At 45.4% G+C, this 23200-nt stretch carries 22 protein-coding genes and 1 tRNA gene; 5 read left to right on the top strand and 18 right to left on the bottom strand.

What is annotated here, in order from left to right:
• Positions 1–9: 9 nt before the first annotated feature.
• The gene (locus ACZLMD_RS00425; RefSeq protein WP_455056396.1) at positions 10–1251 is read right to left on the bottom strand and encodes a DUF1015 domain-containing protein; all 1242 of its coding nucleotides are present in this window, start codon (positions 1249–1251) and stop codon (positions 10–12) included.
• A 141-nt stretch (positions 1252–1392) separates the two neighbouring features.
• Here ACZLMD_RS00425 and ACZLMD_RS00420 point away from each other — a divergent pair, with 141 nt between their 5' ends.
• Positions 1393–1911 carry a GNAT family N-acetyltransferase gene (locus ACZLMD_RS00420; RefSeq protein WP_489494910.1) on the top strand — a complete coding sequence of 173 codons (519 nt, stop codon included), beginning with the start codon at positions 1393–1395 and terminating at the stop codon, positions 1909–1911.
• Between the two features lie 36 nt (positions 1912–1947).
• Here ACZLMD_RS00420 and ACZLMD_RS00415 read toward each other — a convergent pair whose 3' ends face one another.
• Positions 1948–2343 (bottom strand): hypothetical protein, encoded by a 396-nt coding sequence (locus tag ACZLMD_RS00415; protein WP_178413753.1) that lies wholly within the window; start codon positions 2341–2343, stop codon positions 1948–1950.
• 137 nt (positions 2344–2480) lie between these two features.
• Between ACZLMD_RS00415 and ACZLMD_RS00410 the strand changes: the two genes are divergently transcribed.
• Together ACZLMD_RS00410 and ACZLMD_RS00405 are read left to right on the top strand one after the other, a co-directional pair.
• Complete coding sequence (locus tag ACZLMD_RS00410) at positions 2481–3233, top strand: ATP-binding cassette domain-containing protein (protein ID WP_178413754.1); 753 nt, start codon at positions 2481–2483, stop codon at positions 3231–3233.
• Positions 3223–4020 (top strand): ABC transporter permease, encoded by a 798-nt coding sequence (locus ACZLMD_RS00405; protein WP_330420532.1) that lies wholly within the window; start codon positions 3223–3225, stop codon positions 4018–4020. Before ACZLMD_RS00410 ends, ACZLMD_RS00405 begins: the two co-directional genes overlap by 11 nt.
• Positions 4021–4038: 18 nt before the next feature.
• Here the strand turns inward: ACZLMD_RS00405 and ACZLMD_RS00400 are convergent, their stop codons facing one another.
• From ACZLMD_RS00400 to ACZLMD_RS00390, 3 genes are all read right to left on the bottom strand, one after another.
• A complete protein-coding gene (locus ACZLMD_RS00400) occupies positions 4039–5415 on the bottom strand; it encodes a citrate/2-methylcitrate synthase (protein ID WP_022305971.1) in 1377 nt (458 codons plus the stop codon).
• 207 nt (positions 5416–5622) lie between these two features.
• Positions 5623–6561, bottom strand: coding sequence for a sporulation initiation factor Spo0A C-terminal domain-containing protein (locus tag ACZLMD_RS00395; protein ID WP_022305970.1), 939 nt, complete (start codon positions 6559–6561; stop codon positions 5623–5625).
• Positions 6562–6699: 138 nt separating this feature from the next.
• On the bottom strand, positions 6700–7494 hold the full coding sequence (locus ACZLMD_RS00390) for a response regulator (RefSeq protein WP_022305969.1): 795 nt from the start codon (positions 7492–7494) through the stop codon (positions 6700–6702).
• A 169-nt stretch (positions 7495–7663) separates the two neighbouring features.
• On the opposite strand from ACZLMD_RS00390, the gene asnS reads away from it, so the two are divergent.
• On the top strand, positions 7664–9055 hold the full coding sequence (gene asnS / locus ACZLMD_RS00385) for an asparagine--tRNA ligase (RefSeq protein WP_484107323.1): 1392 nt from the start codon (positions 7664–7666) through the stop codon (positions 9053–9055).
• Positions 9056–9161: 106 nt separating this feature from the next.
• Here asnS and ACZLMD_RS00380 read toward each other — a convergent pair whose 3' ends face one another.
• From ACZLMD_RS00380 to ACZLMD_RS00360, 5 genes are all read right to left on the bottom strand, one after another.
• Entirely contained in the window at positions 9162–10331 is a 1170-nt protein-coding gene (locus ACZLMD_RS00380) for a hypothetical protein (RefSeq protein ID WP_455056620.1), read from the bottom strand.
• A gap of 272 nt (positions 10332–10603) precedes the next feature.
• A tRNA-Gln gene (locus ACZLMD_RS00375) sits at positions 10604–10675 on the bottom strand.
• A gap of 135 nt (positions 10676–10810) precedes the next feature.
• Positions 10811–11638, bottom strand: a complete 828-nt coding sequence (locus ACZLMD_RS00370; protein ID WP_022305965.1) for a metal ABC transporter permease — start codon at positions 11636–11638, stop codon at positions 10811–10813.
• Positions 11639–11671: 33 nt separating this feature from the next.
• Positions 11672–12388, bottom strand: coding sequence for a metal ABC transporter ATP-binding protein (locus tag ACZLMD_RS00365; RefSeq protein WP_022305964.1), 717 nt, complete (start codon positions 12386–12388; stop codon positions 11672–11674).
• A gap of 225 nt (positions 12389–12613) precedes the next feature.
• On the bottom strand, positions 12614–13198 hold the full coding sequence (locus ACZLMD_RS00360; protein WP_022305963.1) for a zinc dependent phospholipase C family protein: 585 nt from the start codon (positions 13196–13198) through the stop codon (positions 12614–12616).
• An 852-nt stretch (positions 13199–14050) separates the two neighbouring features.
• On the opposite strand from ACZLMD_RS00360, the gene ACZLMD_RS00355 reads away from it, so the two are divergent.
• Entirely contained in the window at positions 14051–15388 is a 1338-nt protein-coding gene (locus ACZLMD_RS00355; protein WP_118558892.1) for a hemolysin family protein, read from the top strand.
• 212 nt (positions 15389–15600) lie between these two features.
• Here the strand turns inward: ACZLMD_RS00355 and ACZLMD_RS00350 are convergent, their stop codons facing one another.
• From ACZLMD_RS00350 to ACZLMD_RS00315, 8 genes are all read right to left on the bottom strand, one after another.
• Positions 15601–17436, bottom strand: a complete 1836-nt coding sequence (locus ACZLMD_RS00350; protein WP_489494909.1) for a right-handed parallel beta-helix repeat-containing protein — start codon at positions 17434–17436, stop codon at positions 15601–15603.
• A 96-nt stretch (positions 17437–17532) separates the two neighbouring features.
• Positions 17533–18711 carry a hypothetical protein gene (locus ACZLMD_RS00345; protein ID WP_489494908.1) on the bottom strand — a complete coding sequence of 393 codons (1179 nt, stop codon included), beginning with the start codon at positions 18709–18711 and terminating at the stop codon, positions 17533–17535.
• The gene (locus tag ACZLMD_RS00340) at positions 18668–19561 is read right to left on the bottom strand and encodes a hypothetical protein (RefSeq protein WP_022305802.1); all 894 of its coding nucleotides are present in this window, start codon (positions 19559–19561) and stop codon (positions 18668–18670) included. The genes ACZLMD_RS00345 and ACZLMD_RS00340 overlap by 44 nt, the downstream gene beginning before the upstream one ends.
• A 160-nt stretch (positions 19562–19721) precedes the next feature.
• Entirely contained in the window at positions 19722–20771 is a 1050-nt protein-coding gene (gene fliB, locus ACZLMD_RS00335) for a flagellin lysine-N-methylase (RefSeq protein WP_489494907.1), read from the bottom strand.
• Positions 20772–20775: 4 nt separating this feature from the next.
• On the bottom strand, positions 20776–20928 hold the full coding sequence (locus ACZLMD_RS00330) for a hypothetical protein (protein WP_022305804.1): 153 nt from the start codon (positions 20926–20928) through the stop codon (positions 20776–20778).
• Positions 20929–20992: 64 nt separating this feature from the next.
• Positions 20993–21670 carry an orotate phosphoribosyltransferase gene (gene pyrE, locus ACZLMD_RS00325; RefSeq protein WP_482521913.1) on the bottom strand — a complete coding sequence of 226 codons (678 nt, stop codon included), beginning with the start codon at positions 21668–21670 and terminating at the stop codon, positions 20993–20995.
• Positions 21671–21701: 31 nt separating this feature from the next.
• Positions 21702–22490: an amino acid ABC transporter ATP-binding protein gene (locus ACZLMD_RS00320; protein WP_118558887.1), complete on the bottom strand. Its 789-nt coding sequence runs from the start codon at positions 22488–22490 to the stop codon at positions 21702–21704.
• A gap of 12 nt (positions 22491–22502) precedes the next feature.
• Positions 22503–23189 carry an amino acid ABC transporter permease gene (locus tag ACZLMD_RS00315; RefSeq protein ID WP_022305807.1) on the bottom strand — a complete coding sequence of 229 codons (687 nt, stop codon included), beginning with the start codon at positions 23187–23189 and terminating at the stop codon, positions 22503–22505.
• Positions 23190–23200: the final 11 nt, after the last annotated feature.

The raw sequence follows: 23200 nt of genomic DNA, 5'->3' as shown, positions 1-23200 counted from the left end.
AACTATCCCCTAAATCTTATGAATAAATAATCCACTGCGAAGCTTTGGCTCAAACCAGGTCGATTTCGGCGGCATCAAAAGTCCAGCATCCGCCACAGCAAACAACTCAGCGATAGACGTCGGATACATTGCAAACGCCACCTTCATATCGCTCTGCGCACGTCGCTCCAATTCCTCCAGTCCACGGATACCACCGACAAAATCGATCCTTGCATCCGTTCGCGGATCATGAATACCAAGCACCGGCTCTAACAGATAATTCTGCAAAAGAGACACATCCAGTGACTTCACCGCATCGGTCTCCTTAAGCATCTCCTCAGATGCATCCAGACTATACCACTGTCCATCCAGATACATCGTAAACTGTCCCTTATGCACCGGATGCTTTGCAGTCTCTCCAAGCTTCGTCACCTTGAATATCTTACCGGTCTCCTCGAGAAATGCTTCTGTGGATAAACCGTTCAGACTGCTTACCACACGGTTATAATCCATGATCATCAGCTGGTCGTCCGGGAAAAGTACAGACAGGAAATAATTGAACTCCTCTGTTCCATTGTATCCCGGATGCTCCTCTCTGCGTTTGAGTCCCACCTTCACTGCAGAAGCGGCTCTGTGGTGTCCGTCTGCAATATAGATCTCGTTAATGGATGCAAAGGTATCCTGAATCTGTGCAACCTGCTTATGATCCGCAATCTTCCACACTGTATGAGAGATTCCGTCCACTGCCGTAAAATCATACAGCGGCTTCTGTGTCTCCATCACCCGGCTTACCACCTCATTGATCTCACTTCTGGAACGGTATGCCAGAAAGATCGGTCCTGTCTGCGCACTCAGCGTGTCAACATGACGAATACGATCCTGTTCCTTCTCCTCTCTGGTATTCTCATGCTTCTTGATCACATTGTTAAGATAATCATCAACGCCTGCACAGGCTACAATTCCGGTCTGTGCTCTGCCGTTCATCGTCAGCCGGTAGATATAATATGCCTGCTCGTTATCCGAAATATATACGCCGTCCTTCTCCATCTCATCAAGCAGCTTGGCTGCCTTATCATATACCCGGTCATCATAGGTATCCACGTCCGCCGGAAACTGTGTCTCTGCCCGGTCGATCTTCAGAAAAGAAAGGGGCTCCCTCTGTACTTCCTTCGTTGCCTCCTCGCGGTTATATACATCATAAGGAAGTGCCGCAACTCTGTCTGCAAACTCCTCCGTTGGTCTTACTGCCTGAAAAGGTTTTATCTGTGCCATAGTATTTTGTCAACCTCCTGAAAATAATAAATCAATTATACCAAAAAATGACGCCAAATCCTATCCCCTTTCACAAAAAATATGATATACTCTAAAGAACGTATCTTACAAAATTCAACAATCGGGAGGACTTCATTTATTATGCTTTCACTGGAAACAAAACGACTCATCATACGCGAGCTGACTGCTGCGGATTTCGATGACTATTTTACCATCTGCCATCAGAAGGAGATTCATCCATATCTGTCCCACATCACCACCAACCGCGATGTGGAATATGCCCGTTTTGTGTCATACATCCAGATGGTCTACGGCTTTTACGGCTTCGGATTATGGGGTATTTTCAAGAAGGACTCAGGCACCCTGATTGGTCAGGCGGGTCTGGAATGTCAGAGCATCGATGAAGAAAGTGAGATCATGCTGTCCTATTTTCTGGACAGACGTTACCGGTCATGCGGATACGCTGCGGAAGCCTGTCGGAAAATTCTGGAATATGCCCGCGAAGAGCTGGAATTTGACCGTATCACTGCTGTGATCGCGCCGGATAATAAAGCATCGGTCCGGCTTGCCGGGAAGCTCGGTTTTACCTGTGTCAAGGATACCGTTTACCAGAATCAGACATGCCGTTTATATGTAAACGAGGAGGGAACGGAAGCATAAAAATTTCCGTCCCCTGCCCTTGATCCCCGGATCCCTTTATCTGTTTTTTGTTGTATTTTTGTTCGTGTTCTTTTTCTGATTATTTTTCGTATTTTTATTGTTTTTCTGATTGTTGTCCGTATTGTTCGTGCTGTCATCGCCGTCCAACGCATCACCGACATCATCCACAGCATCCTCGGCACCATCGATCACGTCATTCACAGCGTTTCCGGCATCATCTACAGCATCCTCCACTCCGTCTCCCAGATCATCCACAGCACTGTTGTCATCGCCATTCGGAGAAACCGCCGGTTCATTGGTACGATCCATATCATCCTCTGCCGCCGGAGATGCTGTTGCCTGATCGGTCACGGAATTGTTGGCGCCACATCCTGCCAGGCAGAATGCAGTCAAGGTCATTACAGTTCCCAGTAACAATATCTTTTTTCTCATATCAATACCATACCTTTCCTTTTCATTGTTCTGTACTATTATTTCACCCGGAATTAAAAATATGCATTATCACGGATTTCACATTATTTTTTTTATTGAATATATTATCGTAAATAAATGTCTCTGTGAGGGCGGATATGAAACACCTGTTGGAAGTAAACAATCTCTCCTATGCCTATCACACACTGCAGGGAGAAACGCTTGTACTGGATCATGTCAATTTTTCCATTGAGCAGGGCGAATTTGTTGCGATCGTCGGTCCAAGCGGCTGTGGCAAATCAACGCTGCTTTCCCTGATCTGCCATCTTCTGGAACCGGACAGCGGCGAAATTGTGCTGGGTGATCACAAAAAAACCGGCTACATGCTCCAGAAGGATCATCTGTTAGAATGGCGTACAACCTACAAAAATATTGCACTCGGTCCTGAAATCGCCCGTCAGTCATCCTTGGATCTGTCCAAAAAAATAGACACCATGCTCACCAATTATCAACTTGACGGTTTCCGCAACGCCAAGCCCAACCAGCTTTCCGGCGGCATGCGCCAGCGGGCAGCCCTGATCCGCACGCTGATGACGGAGCCGGATCTGCTCCTTTTAGACGAACCCTTCTCAGCTCTGGATTATCAGACAAGATTGTCCGTTTCCGATGATGTGTGGGATATTTTAAAACATGAAAAAAAGACCGCACTTCTGATCACCCACGATATCTCGGAAGCGATCAGCATGGCAGACCGTATTATCATCCTCTCCGCCCGCCCTGCCACCGTCAAAAAAGAGATTTCCGTAAAACTGAGCTGTCCCGGAGAACGGACACCATTTCTTTCCCGCAGTTCTCCCGAATTTAAAGACTATTTCAATCTGGTTTGGAAGGAGTTGAATCATGATGAGTGATCGTCAGCTTGCATTTATCCGTCAGGCAGCCCGGCAAAAGAGAATCATTCTCGGTCTGCGCCTGCTCATTTTTGTTCTTTTCATTGCTCTCTGGGAAATTTCCACAAAGCTGGAATGGATTGATTCGTTTATTTTCAGCAGTCCTTCCCGCATCCTTTTTTGCTTTCTTGAAATGGCAGAGAGCCACACCATTTTCTATCATGTCGGTGTGACTCTCGGGGAAACCTTTTTCAGTTTTTTCCTTGTTATTGTGATCGGAATCCTTCTCGCCGTGCTGCTGTGGTGGAACGAAACCGTTGCCAGGGTATTGGAGCCTTATCTTGTTGTGTTAAACAGTCTTCCAAAGACAGCACTCGCCCCGGTATTTATCGTATGGCTCGGCAATAACATGAAAACAATCATCGTTGCCGCCGTCAGTGTCGCCGTGTTCAGCACAACGATCACGCTCTATAATACATTTCAGGAAATGGATCCGGGCAAGATCAAGATGATCCGGACGCTTGGCGGACAAAAGAAGGATATTTTGTGCAAATTAATACTCCCCGGTAATGTCCCGGCCATCATCAGTGCCATGAAGGTTGACATCGGGCTGACTCTGGTCGGAGTTATCATCGGAGAGTTTGTTGCTGCCAAAGCCGGTCTTGGTTATCTGATCATTTATGGCAGCCAGGTATTTAAGCTGGATTATGTACTGCTTTCCATTGTGATCCTGTGCCTGATATCAACAGGGCTGTATCTGTTGATATCACTGCTGGAAAAACTCTGTCTCAAGCACTATTCCGTCTGAACGGGATCACGGACATCACTATTTTCTCTTGCTTCTTTCCTTGTATCTTCTGTGATGTCCTACATATTTGTACGCCGGACGAATAATCTTTCCTTTGTTGACCAACTCCTCCAGACGATGTGCGCTCCATCCCGCAATACGTGAGATTGCAAACAGCGGCGTAAACATCTCTCTCGGGATTCCAAGCATGGTATAAACAAATCCACTGTAGAAATCGACATTTGCACAAACCGGCTTTAACACATGCCTGTTCTTCTGCAGAAGATCTGCTGAAATATGCTCTACTCTGTCATACAATGCAAATTCCTCAGAAAGTCCCTTCTCCTCAGCAAGCATACCGGCAAGCGACTTCAAAACAACCTCTCTCGGATCGGAAATCGTATAAACGGCATGCCCCATACCATAGATCAGACCACTCTTATCGAATGCCTCACGGTTTAATACCTTGGAAAGATATGCTCTTACCTGCTCATCATCTGTCGTATCGCCGCAATTTGCGCGAAGATCATCGAACATCTGCTGAACCTTGAGGTTCGCTCCACCATGACGAGGTCCCTTCAGGGAAGCAATGGACGCTGCCACTGCTGAATATGTATCGGTGCCGGAGGAAGTAACTACATGATTCGTAAACGTTGAGTTGTTACCACCACCGTGCTCTGCATGAAGCACAAGTGCTGCATCCAACACTCTCGCCTCCAACGGTGTAAACTTTCCGTTTGGACGAAGCATATATAAAATATTCTCTGCTGTAGAATACTCATTCTTCGGCTGCTTAATGACCAGACTTTCCGCAAATGTAAAGTGACGGTATGCATGATAACTGTACACCGCAATCAACGGAAGCTTTGCGATCAGCTGCAGAGACTGACGAAGTACGTTGGCAACGGAAATATCATCCGGGCAGCTGTCGTAGGAATACAGTGTCAGGACACTCTTCATCAGACCGTTCATGAGATTCTCACTCGGTGCCTTCATTATAACGTCACGGACAAACGGACCGGAAAGCTCCTGCAGACTTGCTATGATCTGCTGGAACACCTTAAACTCCGTCTCATTCGGAAGACGTCCAAACAGCAGCAGATAGGTTGCCTCCTCAAACGCAAATCGCTTCTGCGGATCAGAGCCTACTAACTGCTTCACATCATAGCCCTGATAATATAAATTACCATCGGCAGGCTCCTTCACTCCGTTGACTACCTGAAAACCAACGACATCCGAGATCTCTGTCAATCCCGTCAGTACACCCTTTCCGGCACTATCACGAAGTCCCCTTTTCACATCATATTCCTGATATAAATTTAAATCAATGGCGCCCGATGTCATACAATTGTTCACCAGATTGTCAAATTCCGCATCAAGCTCCTTTGTTAATTCCATCATTGATTTGCTATCCATATACAGGCCCCCTTTCTCGACTATATTGTATACATGTATACAGAGTTTACATATTGTATTCCTTATATATAACATACAACTTTTCAAGTATACCCTAATTTTCACTGTTACGTCAAGCGGGATGTCATTTTGATCCTGCGATCAATGACATCCCGCCCGTAAATTTCAATCAAAAATATTTAATTGTCCTGATTGTAGCTGCGCTGCTTAAGAAACAATCTTTTCGCGGTATTCCAGACGGAACCGGTCCGTCAGCAATGCCAGAAACTCGGAATTAGTCGGCTTACCCTTTCCGGCGCAGACCGTATTTCCGAAAATATCCTCCAGCACATCCATACTTCCTCTGCGCCATGCAACCTCGATTGCATGGCGTATCGTTCTCTCGACACTGCTGGAAGTCGTTTTATTCTTCTTTGCAATTGCCGGATACAGATACTTCGTAATATACTGGAGCATACTTCTATCATTAAACGACATGATGATTCCCTGCCGTATGTACTGATATCCTTTGATATGTGCGGGAATCCCAATTTCCAGCAATACATTCGTCACATCCTTTTCCAGATCTCCGGAATATCTGCTGCTATGGGGAAATCCCTGTTTTCTCTCCGGACAGGATGGATTTGTTTCAATTGCCACCACATTATCTCTCCTTCCGGCTTCTCTGTTTCTGATTGTCATGCTTTCCTCGGCTGCCGCATATTCCGTTACGGCATATTCCTGTTCCGATTTTGTCAAATTATCTTGTTTTGTGCTGTTTTCCTTCATTTCCTCTGCAATTTGCTGCAAACGTTCTCCAAATACCTTGTTGGAGATTGGTTTCATCATATAATAGCCTGCCCCTCTCTGCAGTGCTCTTGAAACCATTTGTGACGCTTTCAGTGCTGTTACGATCATCGTTACCGGTCTGTGAAGCATGTCCACCTTCTCAATCTCTTCCAGTATTCCAATGCCATCAAGCCCCGGAAGAATCATGTCCATTACAACAATGTCCGGCTGCTCGCGGTAAATGGCATCAAGTGCTTTCTTTCCGTCTCCTGTCGAAAAGACCACTTGCATTCCCGCTTCTTCGATTGCCTTCGTCCTAGTTTCCCTGTCTTGTACATTATTATCGGCAAGTACCACTTTTAATCCTTTCTTTTCCATATTTTTTCTCCTTTTTTACTTTTTTCAAGTTTCTTTGACAACGTCATTTTACAACCTTCCTTTGCCATAGTATGGAACAAAAAGTGAAATTATTTGTCAATAAAAAGGAGCCAAAATGGAATTCACCGCAAAATATAGCTATTCATGTAAAAAACGGTCTAAGAATGCCGTCTGACCTTCCGACCAGCTGTAGTCAACCAAATACTCACCCATATATTGCGATCTGATCTTCTGATTGCCATCCAGCATCTCGTACATATCACACTGAAATGTTTCGACATTGATGCTTCTGCTTCCCCGTGCTACCACAAGCATCTCCTCCGCACCCGCTGCACGCAGCTCCCTCTGCAAAGTTTTGACAAGCTTACAGCACAGATTCTGTGTTGACTCATCATTAGGCCTGTCCTCCCAGAGCACGTTGATCATCTGATCGGTCGAAACGGTACCTCCTCTCCGGTCGATCAGAAACGCCAGAAACTCCTTTGCCTTGGCACTTTTAAACATAATCGGACGTCCGTCTACAAATACATCAAAATGACCAAAAGTTCTGGCATAGATCCGCTTTCTTTTTCGTTTTGACAGCAAATAAGCCGATTCGACAACGTATTCGATCTCCCCCTCCTGAAACGGCATTTCCAGAACCGCTACCGGATGAAGTGTGATCAGATCCATCAGGCTTCTCTGTTGTCTGGTCAGATAAATAAGTTGTATGTCCGGGTTTCGTTTTTTTAATTCCCAGCCTATATCTGCACCATTTACCTTTTGCATTTCCAGATCGATCACAGCGAGATCAACCTCCTGCCTGCTGACCATATCCAGTGCTTCATTTTCTTCCTGGAAGGTTCTTAAGACCTCCAGTTCCTCCACATTTCCTGCTTCGTGAAGAAATCCTTCGATCACACAGGGTTCTCCACTGATTAAAATTGTTTTCATAATCTCCTCCAAAATTAAAAAACATATTTCTATTGTATAATGTTCATGTTTAAAAGTCAATAATACTATTAGGTGAATGGTATTATGTTTTCTTGACTTATCCGTGAAAATGAGCATACTATAATTTAGAAAGTTAAGTTTAATCGTTCTATCAGTAAAGGAGGACATCATGCACACGATTCATATCAAGGAATTATTCGAAAATTCAAAAAAATATTATAATAAAAGTATTACCATATGCGGGTGGGTGCGAAGCATCCGCAATTCCAAAAATTTCGGATTTATTGTCATCAATGACGGTACGTTTTTTGAGCCTCTCCAGATCGTCTATGATTCATCTCTGGACAACCTGGAGCAGATCCGCCATCTCAATGTTGGTGCCGCACTGATCATTACCGGACAATTTATCGCTACACCGGATGCCAAGCAGCCGTTTGAACTTCACGCCGGATCCATCCGGATTGAAGGAGCTTCCTCGCCGGATTATCCACTTCAGAAGAAACGGCACACACTGGAATACCTGCGGACAATCCCACATCTGCGTCCACGCACCAACACCTTTCAGGCTGTCTTCCGCATCCGCTCTCTGGCAGCCTATGCAATCCACCGTTTCTTTCAGGAACATGATTTTGTATATGTTCATACCCCGCTGATCACAGCGAACGACTGCGAAGGGGCCGGTGAAATGTTCCATGTGACAACACTTGATATGAAGGATGTTCCTCTGACCGACGATGGACTTCCGGATTATTCAAAAGACTTTTTCGGAAAAGAAACCAATCTTACCGTCAGCGGTCAGCTAAACGGTGAAACCTACGCAATGGCATTTCGTAACATCTATACCTTCGGTCCGACCTTCCGCGCCGAAAATTCCAACACCGCCCGCCATGCCGCAGAATTCTGGATGATCGAGCCGGAGATGGCATTTGCCGACCTCTCCGATGATATGACGCTCGCTGAGGATATGTTAAAATATATCATCCGGTATGTCCTTGAAAATGCGCCGGAGGAGATGCAGTTTCTGAATCAGTATATCGACAAGGGACTTCTTGCCCGGCTGGAGCATGTATTACACTCAGAATTTGCGCATGTCACTTACACGGAGGCGATCCGCTTGCTTGAGCAGCACCGGGAACACTTCTCTTATCCGGTCAAATGGGGCTGCGATCTGCAGACAGAACATGAACGTTATCTGACCGAAGCGATTTTTAAACGTCCTGTTTTCGTAACAGATTATCCGAAGGAGATCAAAGCATTCTATATGAAGCTGAATGAAGACGGCAAAACCGTCGCCGCTATGGACTGCCTTGTTCCGGGCATCGGTGAGATCATTGGCGGAAGCCAGCGTGAGGAGAATATGGAGCTTCTGTTAGAGCGCATGAAGGAGACCGGTATGAATCCGGAGAATTATGATTTTTATCTGGATCTGCGCAAATACGGCACTACCCGGCATGCAGGCTTCGGTCTTGGCTTTGAGCGCTGCATCATGTATCTGACCGGCATTTCCAATATCCGCGATGTTATTCCCTTTCCAAGAACAACCGGAAACTGTGAATACTAAACCTGTTTTACAAATAAGCATAACAAGAGCAAAACCCGCCCGACCGGCACTTGCCGGAACGGGCGGGTTTCATTTCTGTTTTATTTCTGTTTTATTTCTTTTGCGTCTACTTCATGAACTTGATGCGGTAAACACCACTTGTAGACTTCGTGAGCTTTGTCACCTTGATATAATAGGTTCCTGCTTTCAGCTTATTGCGGGAAGCAAGTGTCTTGCCCTTATCTGCTACCAGTGAACTGCTGTTGATCAGTGTGTAGTGACGGTTGGCAGGAATGATCTGAACCTTCATGACAGATGCTGTACCCGTACATGCTGTAGCGATCTTAATCTTCATTTTAGACTTCTTTGGCAGTTTAATCTTATACCAGTCTGCCTTCTTCGTTCCCTCTGTCAGAAGTACAGTACCGTTTGCTGACTTACCTCTCTTGATGGTCTTCGCCTTCTTCTTGCTCTTACCACCCTGATCTTTCCATGCTCGGCTCTCAGCCTTTAACTGATATCTCTGACTGCTGGTTACGGCAACATAATAAGTTCCCTTTTTCAATGCATATTTCTCTGTGTAGTTATTCAGAGAAGAAAGATATCCGTTGTGAAGTGCTTTCTTTTTCGCATTGCAGATCTTAAAGGACAGACTTGATGCCACCAAAGATGTTCCGCTCTCACGGTATTCATTACCACAGATAGCAACAAAACCGGTTTTCTTCACATTAAGCTTATGGTACAGTGTATTAACACCATCACCGTTAAATACCGGCTGGAATGTACTTGTCAGGGTCATCTCCGTACCGGAATATGCATATGCCAGCATTTTGATCGTTGCTGCACCGGCAGGAACTGTGGAAGACCACTTAAATCTTACATAATAGGTTGCCGCTGTCTCTACTGTAAATGTCTTATCTATAACCTGTGTGCTTCCGGATGCGATCGTTGTGCTGCTTCCAGCTGACTTTGTACAGTTCTGATCAGAGAAAAATCCCATCTCGATAGAAGCAGCGGCTCCTGTTGTAACAGTTGCTCCGATCTCTATAACACCACGCTTCTCTACGCGGATCGGAACGATCACGTTCGGTATCTGTGTCTGTGCGTTCTTTCCCTGTAATGTAACGGTTGCCTGTGCCGGTGTTGGTAAAGATGCGAAATCTGTTACAACTGCCGGTGTAACCATAGCAACGGTTTCTGCCTTTGCGCTGTTTACATTACCTGCTCCACTTACTACACCGGCTGCCATCGCCAGAGTCAGTACCATGGATAATACTTTTTTTAAGCTTTTCTTCATTTTTCTCTCCATTCCTTTAATATGTACGGAAGACCACCCTCTCCTTCCCCGCATCCATTGTACTGATGCAGTCTTTCGTGTCGGCAAACCGCCCGGCTGCTCCTTCTGACCGGATCTGTTTGTCAGAATATCATGATATAAAAAAGGCCAAACAAGCATTTTACCTTTCTGAAATTAACTTGCAATTCTCACCGGCTTTCTGCTGCGTTACAAGCACTTTCTCATATAATGAAAAAGTCGTAAAACCGAATCATTCAATTTTACGACTTTAACTGGGCTACTAGGATTCGAACCTAGAAATGCTGGAGTCAGAGTCCAGTGCCTTACCGTTTGGCGATAGCCCACTATGCTCTGCTCATGAGTTTCTGTCTCACAAGCCTTGCTTAGTATAAAACAATTTTTCCTGTTTTGCAAGTGTTTTTTTCATTTTTTTTGATATTTTTTTCAAAAACTTTAAAAAGTCTTGAAAACATGGGACTTTACGCCATCCCAAAACTTTCACGCAGCTTCTGTATCAATGCAAACAGAAGGAAAAATGCCAGATTGACCAGAACAACACTTGCTCCTGCCGGTGTTGATACACAATATGACAGGATCATTCCGATACTGAAGCATACCACCGATAATATGCCGGAGCTGATGATCACGGCACGAAAGCTCTTAAACAGACGCATTGAGGTCAGTGCCGGAAAAATGATCAGACTGGAGATCAGCATTGCTCCCATCATCTGCATGCCAAGAACGATCGTTACCGCTGTCAGGATCGAAAGCAGGGTATTATATAATCCAACCCGCACACCTGTCGCCTTGGAAAAATTCTCATCAAAGGTTACCGCAAAGATATTATGATAAGAAAATACAAACAGGATCAGCACCAGAATGGACAAGATCACACTGAGAACCACATCCTCCTTTGTCATCGCCAGAACACTGCCAAACATATAACTGCAGACATCCGTTGTCATTCCGGTGGTCAATGCCGTCACCGACACGCCGATCGCAAGTGCCGATGCAGACAACGCTGCAATGGCGGCATCACTTTTCATTTTATTGTTCTCTGTCATCCGGAGCAAGAAAAACGCAGAAACGATCACGACCGGAATCGAAAGCTTCAGCGGTGCGATCCCGCACGCCAGAGCGATCGACAGTGCCCCGTAGGACACATGTGATAAACCGTCTCCGATCATTGAATACTGCTTTAATACAAGGCTTACTCCTAACAATGCTGCACACAGAGACACTAATATTCCTACTATAAATGCCCGGACCATAAACGGATAGGACATGATCTGCATAATCAGTTCCATTGCTGCAATTCCTCCCTTTTCAAATTTCTTCTCTTATTTCACCAGAAACATGTTCGCATAATCGGACTGTTTGTATTCCCCCACGCTTCCAAAGAAGTAGCCATTATCGCTGATATGGAGAATCTTGTCCGCATATTTTAACGCATTTCCCATATCATGCGTAACCATGACAACCGCCATACCCTCCTGATGCAAAAGCTCCATACTTTCATAAAGCGTATTGGCTGCCATCGGATCAAGACCCGTGACCGGCTCATCAAGCACCAGGATCTTGTCCGCAGCACATAAAGCACGCGCCAGAAGCACCCTCTGCTGCTGTCCGCCGGATAACTCTCCGTAACACTTTTTCTCGAGGTCAGCAATTCCCAGATGCTCCAGATGATGTCTTGCTTCCTGCTTCTCTTTCTTATTATAAAAAGGACGGAAACGCATATCATTCAGAAAGCCTGATAATACAACCTCACGGACACTGACCGGGAAATTACGCTGAACCTGTGTCTGCTGTGGCAGATATCCGACTGCTCCCTTTCCGATGCGGCGGTTGATCTGCACCGAACCGCTGACCGGCTTCAAAAGACCAAGAAGCGATTTGATCAGCGTGCTTTTGCCGGAACCGTTCTCTCCGATCACGCAGATATATTCTCCCTCCTGTATCTCAATATCCAGATGCTCCAACACCGGCTTGTTGTCATATCCCAGCGAGGCATCCCGACAGGATATCAGCCAGTTTCTTTCTCTATTCTCACTCATGCTCACACTTCACTTTCTAATGCGGATTTCCCATTTCAATATTTTCAATCTGAAAACTCTTTTCATTTTAAATCTGAAAACTCTTTTCATTTTACTCATTTTCATTCATTTGTCAAGAGAATACAAAGGGGCAAAAAACCGGAGAGCTGTCATCAAATACAACTCTCCGGTTCTATCGTATTACAGCACTGTCCTCATAAAACAGGCTGCCCTCCATGATTTTCACTACATTGCAACGGATACCTTTGCTGCGGACAGGGACTCCAGAAAACATAACACCGCATCTACAACCTTATGGCATAATTCAATAATATATTGACAATCGCGCTTTACGACACTTTCCATCTGAAGATAACGGTTATGCATCTGTCGGATCATCGCCAGAATATCTGCCGGTGTATGCATTTCCATCTTTTCACGCCGACGAACTGCTTCCGGACTGTGAACATAGGCACGAAGCTCTTTCTTTAGCTCCTCCTCATAGATACAATGATCTTTAATATTTCCGGGATAATTCGCATTGTGCGGAAATGTAAAATAATCAGAAACATAATGGGTGATCATCCCTAAATGTCTGCAGAAATAGCAGTTTATCCCTTTCTCGGGATCAAAATGTGATACCAGTTTCTGAAACTCGCACTCCAAAACCTCAAAGGAATCCTCGATCGTATGTCTGCGTACCAGAAATGACGGCATGCAGTCCGGCAATACACTGCCAATGTAAAAGGAACCTTTATGAAGCTTTAACGCATCCATCCCCTCGCTGTTCATCAGATACCATGCAAGTGAAATATGGGATTTTTTCCTCATATCAACCTCCCAATCGATATACGAAATTATATCCTGATATGTGATCAGGCGTATATCGTTTTCCTGAAATAATTGTACATCCATCTTCTCTCTTTTTCAAGTTTTTTCTGATATTTTCAAATTTTTCACAAAATTGTCAGAAAATAACATTCTAAGACTTCCCGCGCTATGGTATACGCCCATACTATTTCTTATGTCAGGGAAATAAAATGCCAATTTTGCTTCAAAAACAGATAAATCCGTGGGCTGCGACAAAAAAATTGACGCAGATCAGTAGGATTTCTAAAAAGTCTTTGCTTTGCAATGCTTTGATAAATACGCATCCGCACGACTGAGCCCCGTAGGTGGGCTCAGCTATTTCGGACGGCACGCTCCCGCTACCACTGCACCACGCAGCGGTACATAACGCCCCAAGTGTCAAACAAAGTAAAAGGTTAATTATTAACTTTGGGGCGTAAGTACCGGCGGGTGCAAGTGCCTCTCGAAACATCTGAATCCCACCTCGGGGCGAGTACGGCAGGATGCGTTTATCAAACATCAAAGCAGCAAAGCAATTAGACTTTTCGAAATCCGTAAGTGACAAGACAATTTTTTTGTCGCAGTCCACGGATTCTTGTATATTTTGGCAGGCAAAATTTGGTTTACAATAACCTGACATAAGAAATAGTATGGGCGCATTCCCTTTATTAGTGCAGGAAGTCTTAGTATCCGTTTTCAGCATCTTGACAAGAGACGCCCTGCTAGGTAAAATAGGGGCAATACTATCTGATAATATCGGATTATCATTTAATCCTGACCGGTATTGCTACATAGTATATATAAATAATATATTTAAGAAATGGAGTTGATTTTTTGGATTCGAGTGACGCCTCGCAGATTATCATTTTATTGATCCTTCTGCTTCTTTCTGCGTTTTTTTCATCCGCAGAAACGTGTCTGACAACCGTAAACAAAGTTCGTATGCAGTCTATGGCAGAGAATAACACCAAAAATGCTGCCACTGTTTTAAAATTGATCGAGAAGCCTACACAGCTTTTAAGCGGCATCCTGATTGGAAACAATATCGTGAACCTGACCGCTTCCTCGCTGACGACCTCTTACGCGATCCGTATTTCGCAGAGAAATGGGCTTCCGATATCTGCCAGTCTCCTGACCGGAGCGGCAACTGCTATTCTGACGATCCTGGTCCTGATCTTTGGAGAGATCGTTCCGAAGTCATTGGCGACAATCAATGCGGAGAAACTGGCATTGATCTATGCGAAGCCTGTCTATGCACTGACACAGATTCTTCGCCCTGTTTCCTTTCTGATGAACCAGATTTCTTTTGGCTTACTGAAGCTTTTACGTGTCGATGTGTCGCCGCGACCGGCGATCACAGAGAATGAGCTTTTGACAATGGTTAATGTCAGCCATGAGGAAGGTGTTATTGAAAGCGAAGAGCGTGAAATGATCACGAACGTGGTAGACTTTGGCGATTCGCTCGCCAAGGATGTCATGGTACCGAAGATGGATGTGGAATTTGCGAACGTTGAGCTTACATATCAGGAGCTCATGGAATGTTACGGCAAAAAGAAATTCACACGAATGCCCGTATATAAAGAAAGCCGTGATAATATCATCGGCATTATCAATCTCAAGGACATCTTCTTCTACGAGGGATCCCATGAGGATTTTAAGATTTCTGATGTCATGAGAGAACCTTATTTCACATACGAATATAAGAAAATATCCGAGCTTTTCTTCGAAATGAAGCAGGAATCGATCCCCATGGCGATCGTGCTTGACGAATACGGCGCCACAGCCGGACTGCTTACTATCGAGGATCTGATCGAGGAGATCGTTGGTGAGATCCGCGATGAATATGATGGATATGAAGAGGATGAGATCACAAAGCTGGATGATGAGAATTACATTCTGCTAGGCGTTGCCAAGCTGGATGATATCAATGAAGAGCTTGGAATCAATATCGAATCCGAGGATTATGATTCCATTGCCGGACATATCATCAACCTGTTAGATCATTTTCCAAAGACCGGAGAACGTGTTTCCGACAATTTTGCCGAATATATTGTCCTCGCCGCTGAGAAAAACCGTATTGACAAGGTAAAGGTTCATCTTCTTCCTCAGATCAACGAGGACGAAGTTTCTGACAGCGACCGTTCCACGGAAGGTGAAGCGTCCGAGGCATAACCTGCTTTTCACGGCTTTACCATGCGTTTTATATCGCTGTCATTGGAATTTATATTACATCCCCTACACTGTATGGGTATAGAAACACAAAGCGTATCACAGAGTATAACAATCTGCGATACGCTTTTCATGCATTTATACACGATTTTCCTACATGACGGCGTTTTGAAGAAGCTTCTGAATAAATTCCGGATACAAGTCGTCTTCAAAACTCACTGCGTACAATCCTGAAATTCACAGTTTTCAAGCTGACTTCCGACCGCCTTGTCCACGGCTCCTCCACTGATATCCGAAATACAGCGGACAAAACGACAGTTATTGATCATACCTTTCTTGCCAAGCATCGTGACCGCCGCGCCACTCTTACCCCGGCAGTTCACAAACAGGCATCCCTCCACAACTCCACTCTGACAATGTACACCGCCATTCTGACAATAATTGAAAATACATTGCGTGATCTGTGGAAAATATGCATTAAATATCGCTCTTGTGCCCCGCATATTACAAAAAACCGACCGGTACGCCTCCATCCGGCTTCCAGTTGCAAAAATGCCTCCCTTTCTGCCCATACCGTCCAATCTGCTTTCCTTGACCGTACAGCCTCTTGCATGCTCCAGTATGATCATGTCATTTGCCTCCATATCATCCGCACGCACGAACGACTTCTCAATCTCCAGATAACCTCTGCACCGGATCGGATATCTTAAATACACGACCGCATCATGGATCCGCAGAGTTCCCTGTGGCTGCACCTGCAATTCGCAGTCCACGATCGTATGGATCCCGATCTCACACTCTCCCGAAATCTCCAGACCTCTCGGCGCAATGATATATTGTATCGTCTCCGTTCTCTCCGGAAAACACTCCTGATATCGCAGACCTGACACGCCATCTCCGATCCATCCAATGCAAAAGACGGCTGCTCCATATTCGGAAGCATAGCATTTCTTAAAAAAGCAGTCTCTTATCTCCATCGACTGTCTGATATACACAGCACCGCCACGAACTGCCTCACAATGCCAGAAACGGCACTGCCGGATCGTTACTTTTCCGTCTCTCGCCATTACTGCACCACCGTTTTCTCTGGAATAACAGTGATGGAAAACCGTCCCGGTAAGCTCCAGTGTCTTTCCCCAGAAACGCACCGCAGCTCCCCTTGTCGTATGATATATCTCGCTGTCCCGAATGACAGCCTCCCCATCCTGCGCCCGTAGAAACATTCCGTAATTCCGGCAGTCAATATCGCACTGCTCCATGATCACTCTTCCGGCACGACGAATATTGACACATGCCCGGTGAGAATCACTTTTACGGATCAATTTACTGTTCTCAGCAATCAAGGTACCTCCTTCAATAGAAATATTGCCATAAATGCGCACCACGGCATGATCCAGCCGCAGCACCATGCCATCCCTTAAAACAATATCCTCCCGGATCTCACAGCGGTCTACAAGCCGCAGCTTTCCGGCTTTATCAAGATCTTTCTGGGTACACAGCGAGGTCTCGTATAATGTCATCCGGTAATATTTTAATTCCATCAGAGACAGCTCCATCTTCGCTTCTGTCATCTGCTGATAGATCCGACGGCACTGTTCATCCTTCTCCTGTCCAGCCGCCTGTATAAAATGAGCTAACAGCCTCGATGCCTTCTCCGGGATTTCAAGCATGTGCATTACAAGCCTTATATTTTCCTGTTCCTTTTCAGACGGATCATCCTCCGAAGATATATTGTACAGATCTAACATCAACAGATAACGTTTCTCATCAGAATCCATATGATCACAAAGATATCCCAGCACCTCGCTTGGATTTGCAGATTTCTTCAATGCCAGCGCCATCTGTTCTGCCCGAAGCTCCAGCCCCCGGTGTATCAGCCGGTCCAGCTCGTAGTTTTGTTCCGGCGGCACCTGCGGATTCATGGCAGCGTGAATCATAACTGCCGCCGCATAATACATCTTAAATTCCTCCGATTCAAAGTACAGAGGATGCTTCGGCGTCAGCCAGGATTTCTTTTTATAATAAAGCTTTTTCTGATTCCCTATGATCATACGAATCACCAGCCTTTCCCAAAATGCTTATACGGACTCTTGTCTGCCAGACTGCAAACAGAAGCTTCCTGATCTTTTCCCGTAAAATCCCCACTCTCAAAGTGTGTTAAAAAACGGATGCTCCTGCGGCATGCAATCTCTGCAGCTGCATTCCTCAATGCGCTGCCCCAGCTTCTGATACTTAAAGTACACAGCCGCCGCCAGATATTTGGCATGACAGCTCTCAAAACTGCATCGGCGCAGTAAAACATCGTGTATGGTATCCGCGTAAACAGCTCCTCCATACTCTGCCTGTGCATGCTTAAAGGTACAGTCCACGATCTCTGCACTGGCAGCATCCTCAATCGATAACATCCCTCCCTGTCCATAGCAGAAATGCGTATCTGCAAGCTTCATTGCATCGCCCTCAAAGGAGATTGCTCTGGCTCCTGCTGTGTGACAAATCCAACATTCGCGGATCAGAAGATACCCCGTTGTCTGATGCAGCATGCCGCAGTGCTCCTGACAGTTCACTGTGGTGTCTGTGAGGGTGACAACCGAGGACTCCTCGATTGTCAGCCAGTATGCTGCAGAGCAGCCCATCACCTCAATATGCCCGTGATCTGCTACAAAGCGTCCACCATGCACGATCACTCTGCCGTTCATATGAATATCCGCTCCATGGATCAACAGACGTCCACCCTTATCTACTTCAATATCTCCCTGTATCACAACCGGATAGTCCAGAATCACCGTCTCCCCGTCACGAATCCGCATCGTCTCCAGCTGCTCCTCCAGATGAAACATCGGAAAGAACCAGGTCAGAAAATCATACCTGATCCGGAAGCCCTGCTCCACAAATCTGCGGTATACTTCTACTGCAGCCTCAACTCTGCCCATTTGCCGGCAGCGGTCAAATGCCGCAAAAAATTCACGCTCCGCCGTTGAAAACTGAAACACCTGCAGATAGTCCTCCAGCACTGCCTGACAATATTCCTTCGCCCAGGATGCGAAAGAAAGGATGCTGTATAGATCAAGCACAAAGCAATACTGTTCTTCTTTCCCCTGCAGCATTCCGAATACATAGTCAACCCATTCATCAAAGTGGTTGTTCAGGTCAAAGAATATCTGCTGTTCCTGCTCTTTCGCCAGATCGATCGACCTCATAAGCTCCTCAAAGAAATCCTGCGTTTCCATAATAGACTTCATATGTCCCATAGACATTACGCCAAGTCCAAAGCAATAGGTATATTTAAACTCCGGATCTTTTTTCCAATACGGATGATGTCTGTCCATGACGCCTCCTTTCATCCGCTCTGTACCGGCTCGCCACGTCCTGCTTCCCCGTCCGAACGATATTTTCCTTCAACATCACAGCTGCCTGCTTTAACTGACTCATAAACTCACTGTTCTCTGCACGGCTGCTCCTCAGATAATTGCGGTTCAGAAACGGAATGATCCTTCCCTCGGCCGCTGCCATACGCAGATCGATATTGTAAGGAACCGCACCAATTCTCTCCTTGGGAATCCGGTATTCCTTCCGGATCTGTTCCAGATCAAAGGGATTTTCCTTTTCATACTGCCCGACCAGAAAGATTGATTTGCTCGCCAGTCCCTCAAAGTGTTCAAAGAAATCGTCCCATGCTGCCTGCTCCTGATCAATATTGACCACAACAATATCAGCTTCCTCCAGGATCTGTACCGAGCTTGCATTGCCCTTTGATTCCGTATCAATGAATACCATATCGGAAATATTCTCCAGACAGCGGAACAGATCTTTATGTGCCAGCTCAAACTCATAGTCAAAAACTTCTCTATTTACAATATAACTTTGCGGAAGATAATAGATGCTTGAATATAACAGAGGAATAGATGCTCTTCGAATCAACTGCTCTCCGGGTGCTCCCGTATAAAGCCTTTTGAGTATATACTCAATCCCATACTTGTTATAATACTGTCCGGTCTCATGCAGCATATCGATCTTGTCCTGTGATAGCAGCATACCATTCAGATTATTCACATTATAATGATTCTCCAGAAGAACACTTCTTCCCATCCCTGCAATTGCGGAAACAGCCGCCATACATACCATGTTGGTCGACACTCCGCCGTTCTTTCGTACATTGCTCCAAAATGCAATTTTCATAAATTTCCTCCTCACCCGTTTTGGTATCACAATCATATGATAATTTTACGACTTCGTAAAGAGGTTTTTATTTTTTCTACTTTTTTAATAAATCAGTCTGTCATATTTTGTCGTAAACGCCAGAAAATGCCGCGTGATACAAGGCATTTTCTGATTTTGCCTACTCTGACACTGCATCCCGAAAATCGCTTCCGGTTATACTACTAATTATTTCGGCTAAATATTCTGTTTTTTTGAATGTTTCCCTGACTAATTTTCCAAATTTCACATACCGTTTCCGTCCATGCACGCAGAAGCGGTACATCCAGTTGATTTCCGCAATCACAATATCATCATCTGACCGCCCCAATACAAGATCTCTTGAAAACCGCAAAATTATAAACAAAAAAAACTCTCCCAATATCCGAAACTGATTCTCTGCATCACTGCTTTCCGGATATTCCAGCCTGCAACTATAGACCCGGTAGCAGAGATAATTGGCGGCGAAGTGCCGTAGAAGCTCTCTGTTCCTCTCCTCAAAATCCATTATTTCCTGCAGAATCTTTGACGTCTCACGCTCGCCCTCAAAATAATCGAAGCTTCCATCCAGATAGTTTAGCTCCGGCGATGACGCCATGATTTCCAGACATCCATTCACAATGTCGTACATTTTGCAGTAGCGGTTCCACATTTTGCGGATCTGTTCCCTCATATCCGGTATCTGCTCGTCTGCACCGGCTTCTTTCAGAAGCCTTATCAGCGATCCACACTCCCCGGAAAACTTCGGAATCTCCTGCCGGGACACATCACCGGTAACATGTCCATCCGTTCTGTAAAAGCTGACCGGCTGCTGAAGCAGATACTTGGCAACAACTGGGCACGATGCCGCCATCGACATCCACAGATCCCCATTTACCCTTCCTGCCAGTCTCGGAAACTTGCGGCAGGTAACACACAGCATCTGTTCCTCTGTATTTCTCTGAATGCGGCACAAACCGTCCGGATCAAGCATCGCACAGCTTCCATCCGAACGGTTTGCAAAATAACAGTCCTGTCCCTTCTTACGGACATGCTGCAGAATATCATCCCGCAGTTTGTGATCCGGCAATGCCTGAAATCTCTCCATTGCCTCCTGATCAATACGAATCCTCCAACCTGCACAGCAGGTCGAAGGACAATCTCCTGCCATGCAGGAAAAGTCTTTGTAAAGTCCTAAGTAATAATATCCCATCTCTTTAAAATGTCAGATCTGACTTTGCATGAAGCAGCTTTGCTCCATTAATGATAACGGCAACACCGGCAGCAATTCCGCCTACGATCAGGAGAATCCCTGTCACCAGACTAAATGCTCCCACGGATTTCATTGTTTTGTAAACCTTCTCTGCCATAAGGTCCCTCCTCCATTTCATTTATGAACGGTTTCGCGCTGTTTGAGAAACCGCCACGAATCATTTATTGACAACCGTACTCTTTATAATATGCATCAATCGCCGCTTTAATCGTATCATCGATCACGATCTTACCCTGGCATTCCCTATTATAAAGGTATTCTACCACATCCTCCATCGTTACGATCGCATTTGCGCCAAAGCCATACTTCTCCTGAATCTCATCAAGGGCACTGGCATTGCCGGAAAGACCTCTCTCCATACGGTTTAAGGATACCATCAATCCAAGGATCTCCACATCCCCCTGAGCCTGAATGATCGGGAATGTCTCCTCAATGGACTTGCCGGATGTCGTAACATCCTCAATGATGACAACTTTATCTCCATCCTTGATCTTGCTTCCCAGAAGAATGCCGGTATCTCCATGATCCTTGACTTCCTTACGGTTAGAACAGTAGCGAATCTCCTTGCCATACAGCTCGTCAAATGCCATTGTCGTAGCTACGCTGAGTGGGATTCCCTTATATGCCGGTCCGAAAAGCACATCAAAATCATCCCCGTAATGCTCATGGATCGCCTTCGCATAATACTGTCCCAGCTTACGAAGCTGTGCGCCTGTCACATAAGCTCCCGCATTCATAAAAAATGGAGATTTACGACCACTCTTCAGTGTAAAGTCACCAAACTTCAACACATTACTCTCCACCATAAATTCGATAAATTCCTGCTTATACTGTTCCATTATAAATACCTCCTTATTCATTTAAAAGACACTATATCCCCTGCGAAAATCTTGACAGGAACTGTCTTGTTCTCTCTTCCTGTGGATTCTCGATCACCTGCTTTGCGTCGCCCTGCTCCACGATCACTCCACTGTCCATAAAGATAACCTGATCCGCCACATCTCTTGCAAACGCCATCTCATGTGTGACAATGACCATGGTCATATTCTGATCGGCAAGACTGCGGATGACCTTTAAAACTTCCCCGGTAAGCTCCGGATCCAGTGCTGAGGTCGGCTCATCAAAGCAAAGAATGTCCGGCTTTAATGCAAGCGCTCTCGCGATTGCCACACGCTGCTGCTGTCCGCCGGAAAGCTGATGCGGATAATGCTGCATCCGGTCCGATAATCCCATTTTGTCTAAAAGTTCTTTAGCTTCTGTCTCAATTTCTTCGTAGATTTTCTTTTTGTTTTCCTTGAAGCCCGGCTTGCCCTTTTCGAGAAGCTGTCTTGCCAGCATAACATTCTGCAGTGCTGTGTACTGCGGAAACAAATGAAACGCCTGAAAAACCATACCAAAGTGAAGCCGCTTCATGCGGATATCCTTCTCCTTGACAGAGGTTGCATCCTCTGCATCAAAAAGCGTCTCTCCCTGAACAACGATCCTTCCTTTATCCGGTTTCTCCAGAAAGTTCAGACAACGAAGCAGTGTTGTCTTGCCGGAACCGGAGGAACCAATGATCGCCAGAGCCTGTCCCTGCTCCAACGAAAAGGAAATGTCCTTTAATACCGGTGTTCGGTCAAAGGATTTCTCGATATTTTGTACTTCTAATATTGCCATGACATTGTCCTCCTATTTGAAATATTCCAGCTTTCTCTCCAGCCATCCAAGGAACAGAGTAAGAATACCGCTAAATACCAGATAATAAACCGCAGTAAAGAACAACGGCCAGATCTGTCCGGAAATTCCGTTGGAGCCCTTCAGGAATGCCTGACCTGCCCAGATAATCTCCTGCAGCGCAATAATACGCGCCAGAGAAGTATCCTTAACCAGTGTAATGATCTCATTGGAGATCGGAGGAACAATCCTCTTGATCATCTGTAACAATGTTACCTTGAAAAAGATCTGTCTTTTGGTCATACCGAGTACAAGGCCAGCCTCCTGCTGCCCCTTTGGCACACTTTGGATACCACCACGGTAGATCTCCGAAAAATAGCACGCATAATTAATAATAAAGGAAACAGCTGCCGCCATGAATCTTCCGTCCTCACCGCCGCTCCAGATCGTTTGTCCAAGAACAAGTCCCGGAAAATAATAGATGATCAGAAGCTGGATCATCAGAGGCGTTCCACGAATGATCCACACAAACAGTCTTGTGAGATACTTCAGTGGACGAAAACCGGATAAAGATCCGAATGCGATGACCAGTCCAAGTGGAAAGGCTCCTAAAAGCGTTACAAAAAATAGCCTTAATGTTTGTAAAAAGCCCACATTTAATGCATGAAATACGATGGGCATCTGTTCCATGATCGTTGACATTATTATACCTG

The sequence above is a fragment of the Jutongia sp. genome, from assembly GCF_057878315.1.
This window is presented reverse-complemented; position numbering and strand designations above follow the sequence as displayed.

What these genes read in the sequence shown, in the direction of transcription:
- ACZLMD_RS00365 (WP_022305964.1), bottom strand. Translation starts at nt 12,388, where the DNA reads ATGAGTGAGAATAGAGAAAGAAACTGGCTGATATCCTGTCGGGATGCC.
- ACZLMD_RS00415 (WP_178413753.1), bottom strand. Translation starts at nt 2,343, where the DNA reads ATGAGAAAAAAGATATTGTTACTGGGAACTGTAATGACCTTGACTGCA.
- ACZLMD_RS00330 (WP_022305804.1), bottom strand. Translation starts at nt 20,928, where the DNA reads ATGGCAGAGAAGGTTTACAAAACAATGAAATCCGTGGGAGCATTTAGT.
- ACZLMD_RS00320 (WP_118558887.1), bottom strand. Translation starts at nt 22,490, where the DNA reads ATGGCAATATTAGAAGTACAAAATATCGAGAAATCCTTTGACCGAACA.
- fliB (WP_489494907.1), bottom strand. Translation starts at nt 20,771, where the DNA reads ATGGGATATTATTACTTAGGACTTTACAAAGACTTTTCCTGCATGGCA.
- ACZLMD_RS00315 (WP_022305807.1), bottom strand. Translation starts at nt 23,189, where the DNA reads ATGTCAACGATCATGGAACAGATGCCCATCGTATTTCATGCATTAAAT.
- ACZLMD_RS00410 (WP_178413754.1), top strand. Translation starts at nt 2,481, where the DNA reads ATGAAACACCTGTTGGAAGTAAACAATCTCTCCTATGCCTATCACACA.
- ACZLMD_RS00370 (WP_022305965.1), bottom strand. Translation starts at nt 11,638, where the DNA reads ATGGAACTGATTATGCAGATCATGTCCTATCCGTTTATGGTCCGGGCA.
- ACZLMD_RS00360 (WP_022305963.1), bottom strand. Translation starts at nt 13,198, where the DNA reads ATGAGGAAAAAATCCCATATTTCACTTGCATGGTATCTGATGAACAGC.
- ACZLMD_RS00420 (WP_489494910.1), top strand. Translation starts at nt 1,393, where the DNA reads ATGCTTTCACTGGAAACAAAACGACTCATCATACGCGAGCTGACTGCT.
- ACZLMD_RS00390 (WP_022305969.1), bottom strand. Translation starts at nt 7,494, where the DNA reads ATGAAAACAATTTTAATCAGTGGAGAACCCTGTGTGATCGAAGGATTT.
- ACZLMD_RS00350 (WP_489494909.1), bottom strand. Translation starts at nt 17,436, where the DNA reads ATGATCATAGGGAATCAGAAAAAGCTTTATTATAAAAAGAAATCCTGG.
- pyrE (WP_482521913.1), bottom strand. Translation starts at nt 21,670, where the DNA reads ATGGAACAGTATAAGCAGGAATTTATCGAATTTATGGTGGAGAGTAAT.
- ACZLMD_RS00405 (WP_330420532.1), top strand. Translation starts at nt 3,223, where the DNA reads ATGATGAGTGATCGTCAGCTTGCATTTATCCGTCAGGCAGCCCGGCAA.
- ACZLMD_RS00425 (WP_455056396.1), bottom strand. Translation starts at nt 1,251, where the DNA reads ATGGCACAGATAAAACCTTTTCAGGCAGTAAGACCAACGGAGGAGTTT.
- ACZLMD_RS00345 (WP_489494908.1), bottom strand. Translation starts at nt 18,711, where the DNA reads ATGGACAGACATCATCCGTATTGGAAAAAAGATCCGGAGTTTAAATAT.
- ACZLMD_RS00395 (WP_022305970.1), bottom strand. Translation starts at nt 6,561, where the DNA reads ATGGAAAAGAAAGGATTAAAAGTGGTACTTGCCGATAATAATGTACAA.
- ACZLMD_RS00340 (WP_022305802.1), bottom strand. Translation starts at nt 19,561, where the DNA reads ATGAAAATTGCATTTTGGAGCAATGTACGAAAGAACGGCGGAGTGTCG.
- ACZLMD_RS00400 (WP_022305971.1), bottom strand. Translation starts at nt 5,415, where the DNA reads ATGGATAGCAAATCAATGATGGAATTAACAAAGGAGCTTGATGCGGAA.
- ACZLMD_RS00380 (WP_455056620.1), bottom strand. Translation starts at nt 10,331, where the DNA reads ATGAAGAAAAGCTTAAAAAAAGTATTATCCATGGTACTGACTCTGGCG.
- asnS (WP_484107323.1), top strand. Translation starts at nt 7,664, where the DNA reads ATGCACACGATTCATATCAAGGAATTATTCGAAAATTCAAAAAAATAT.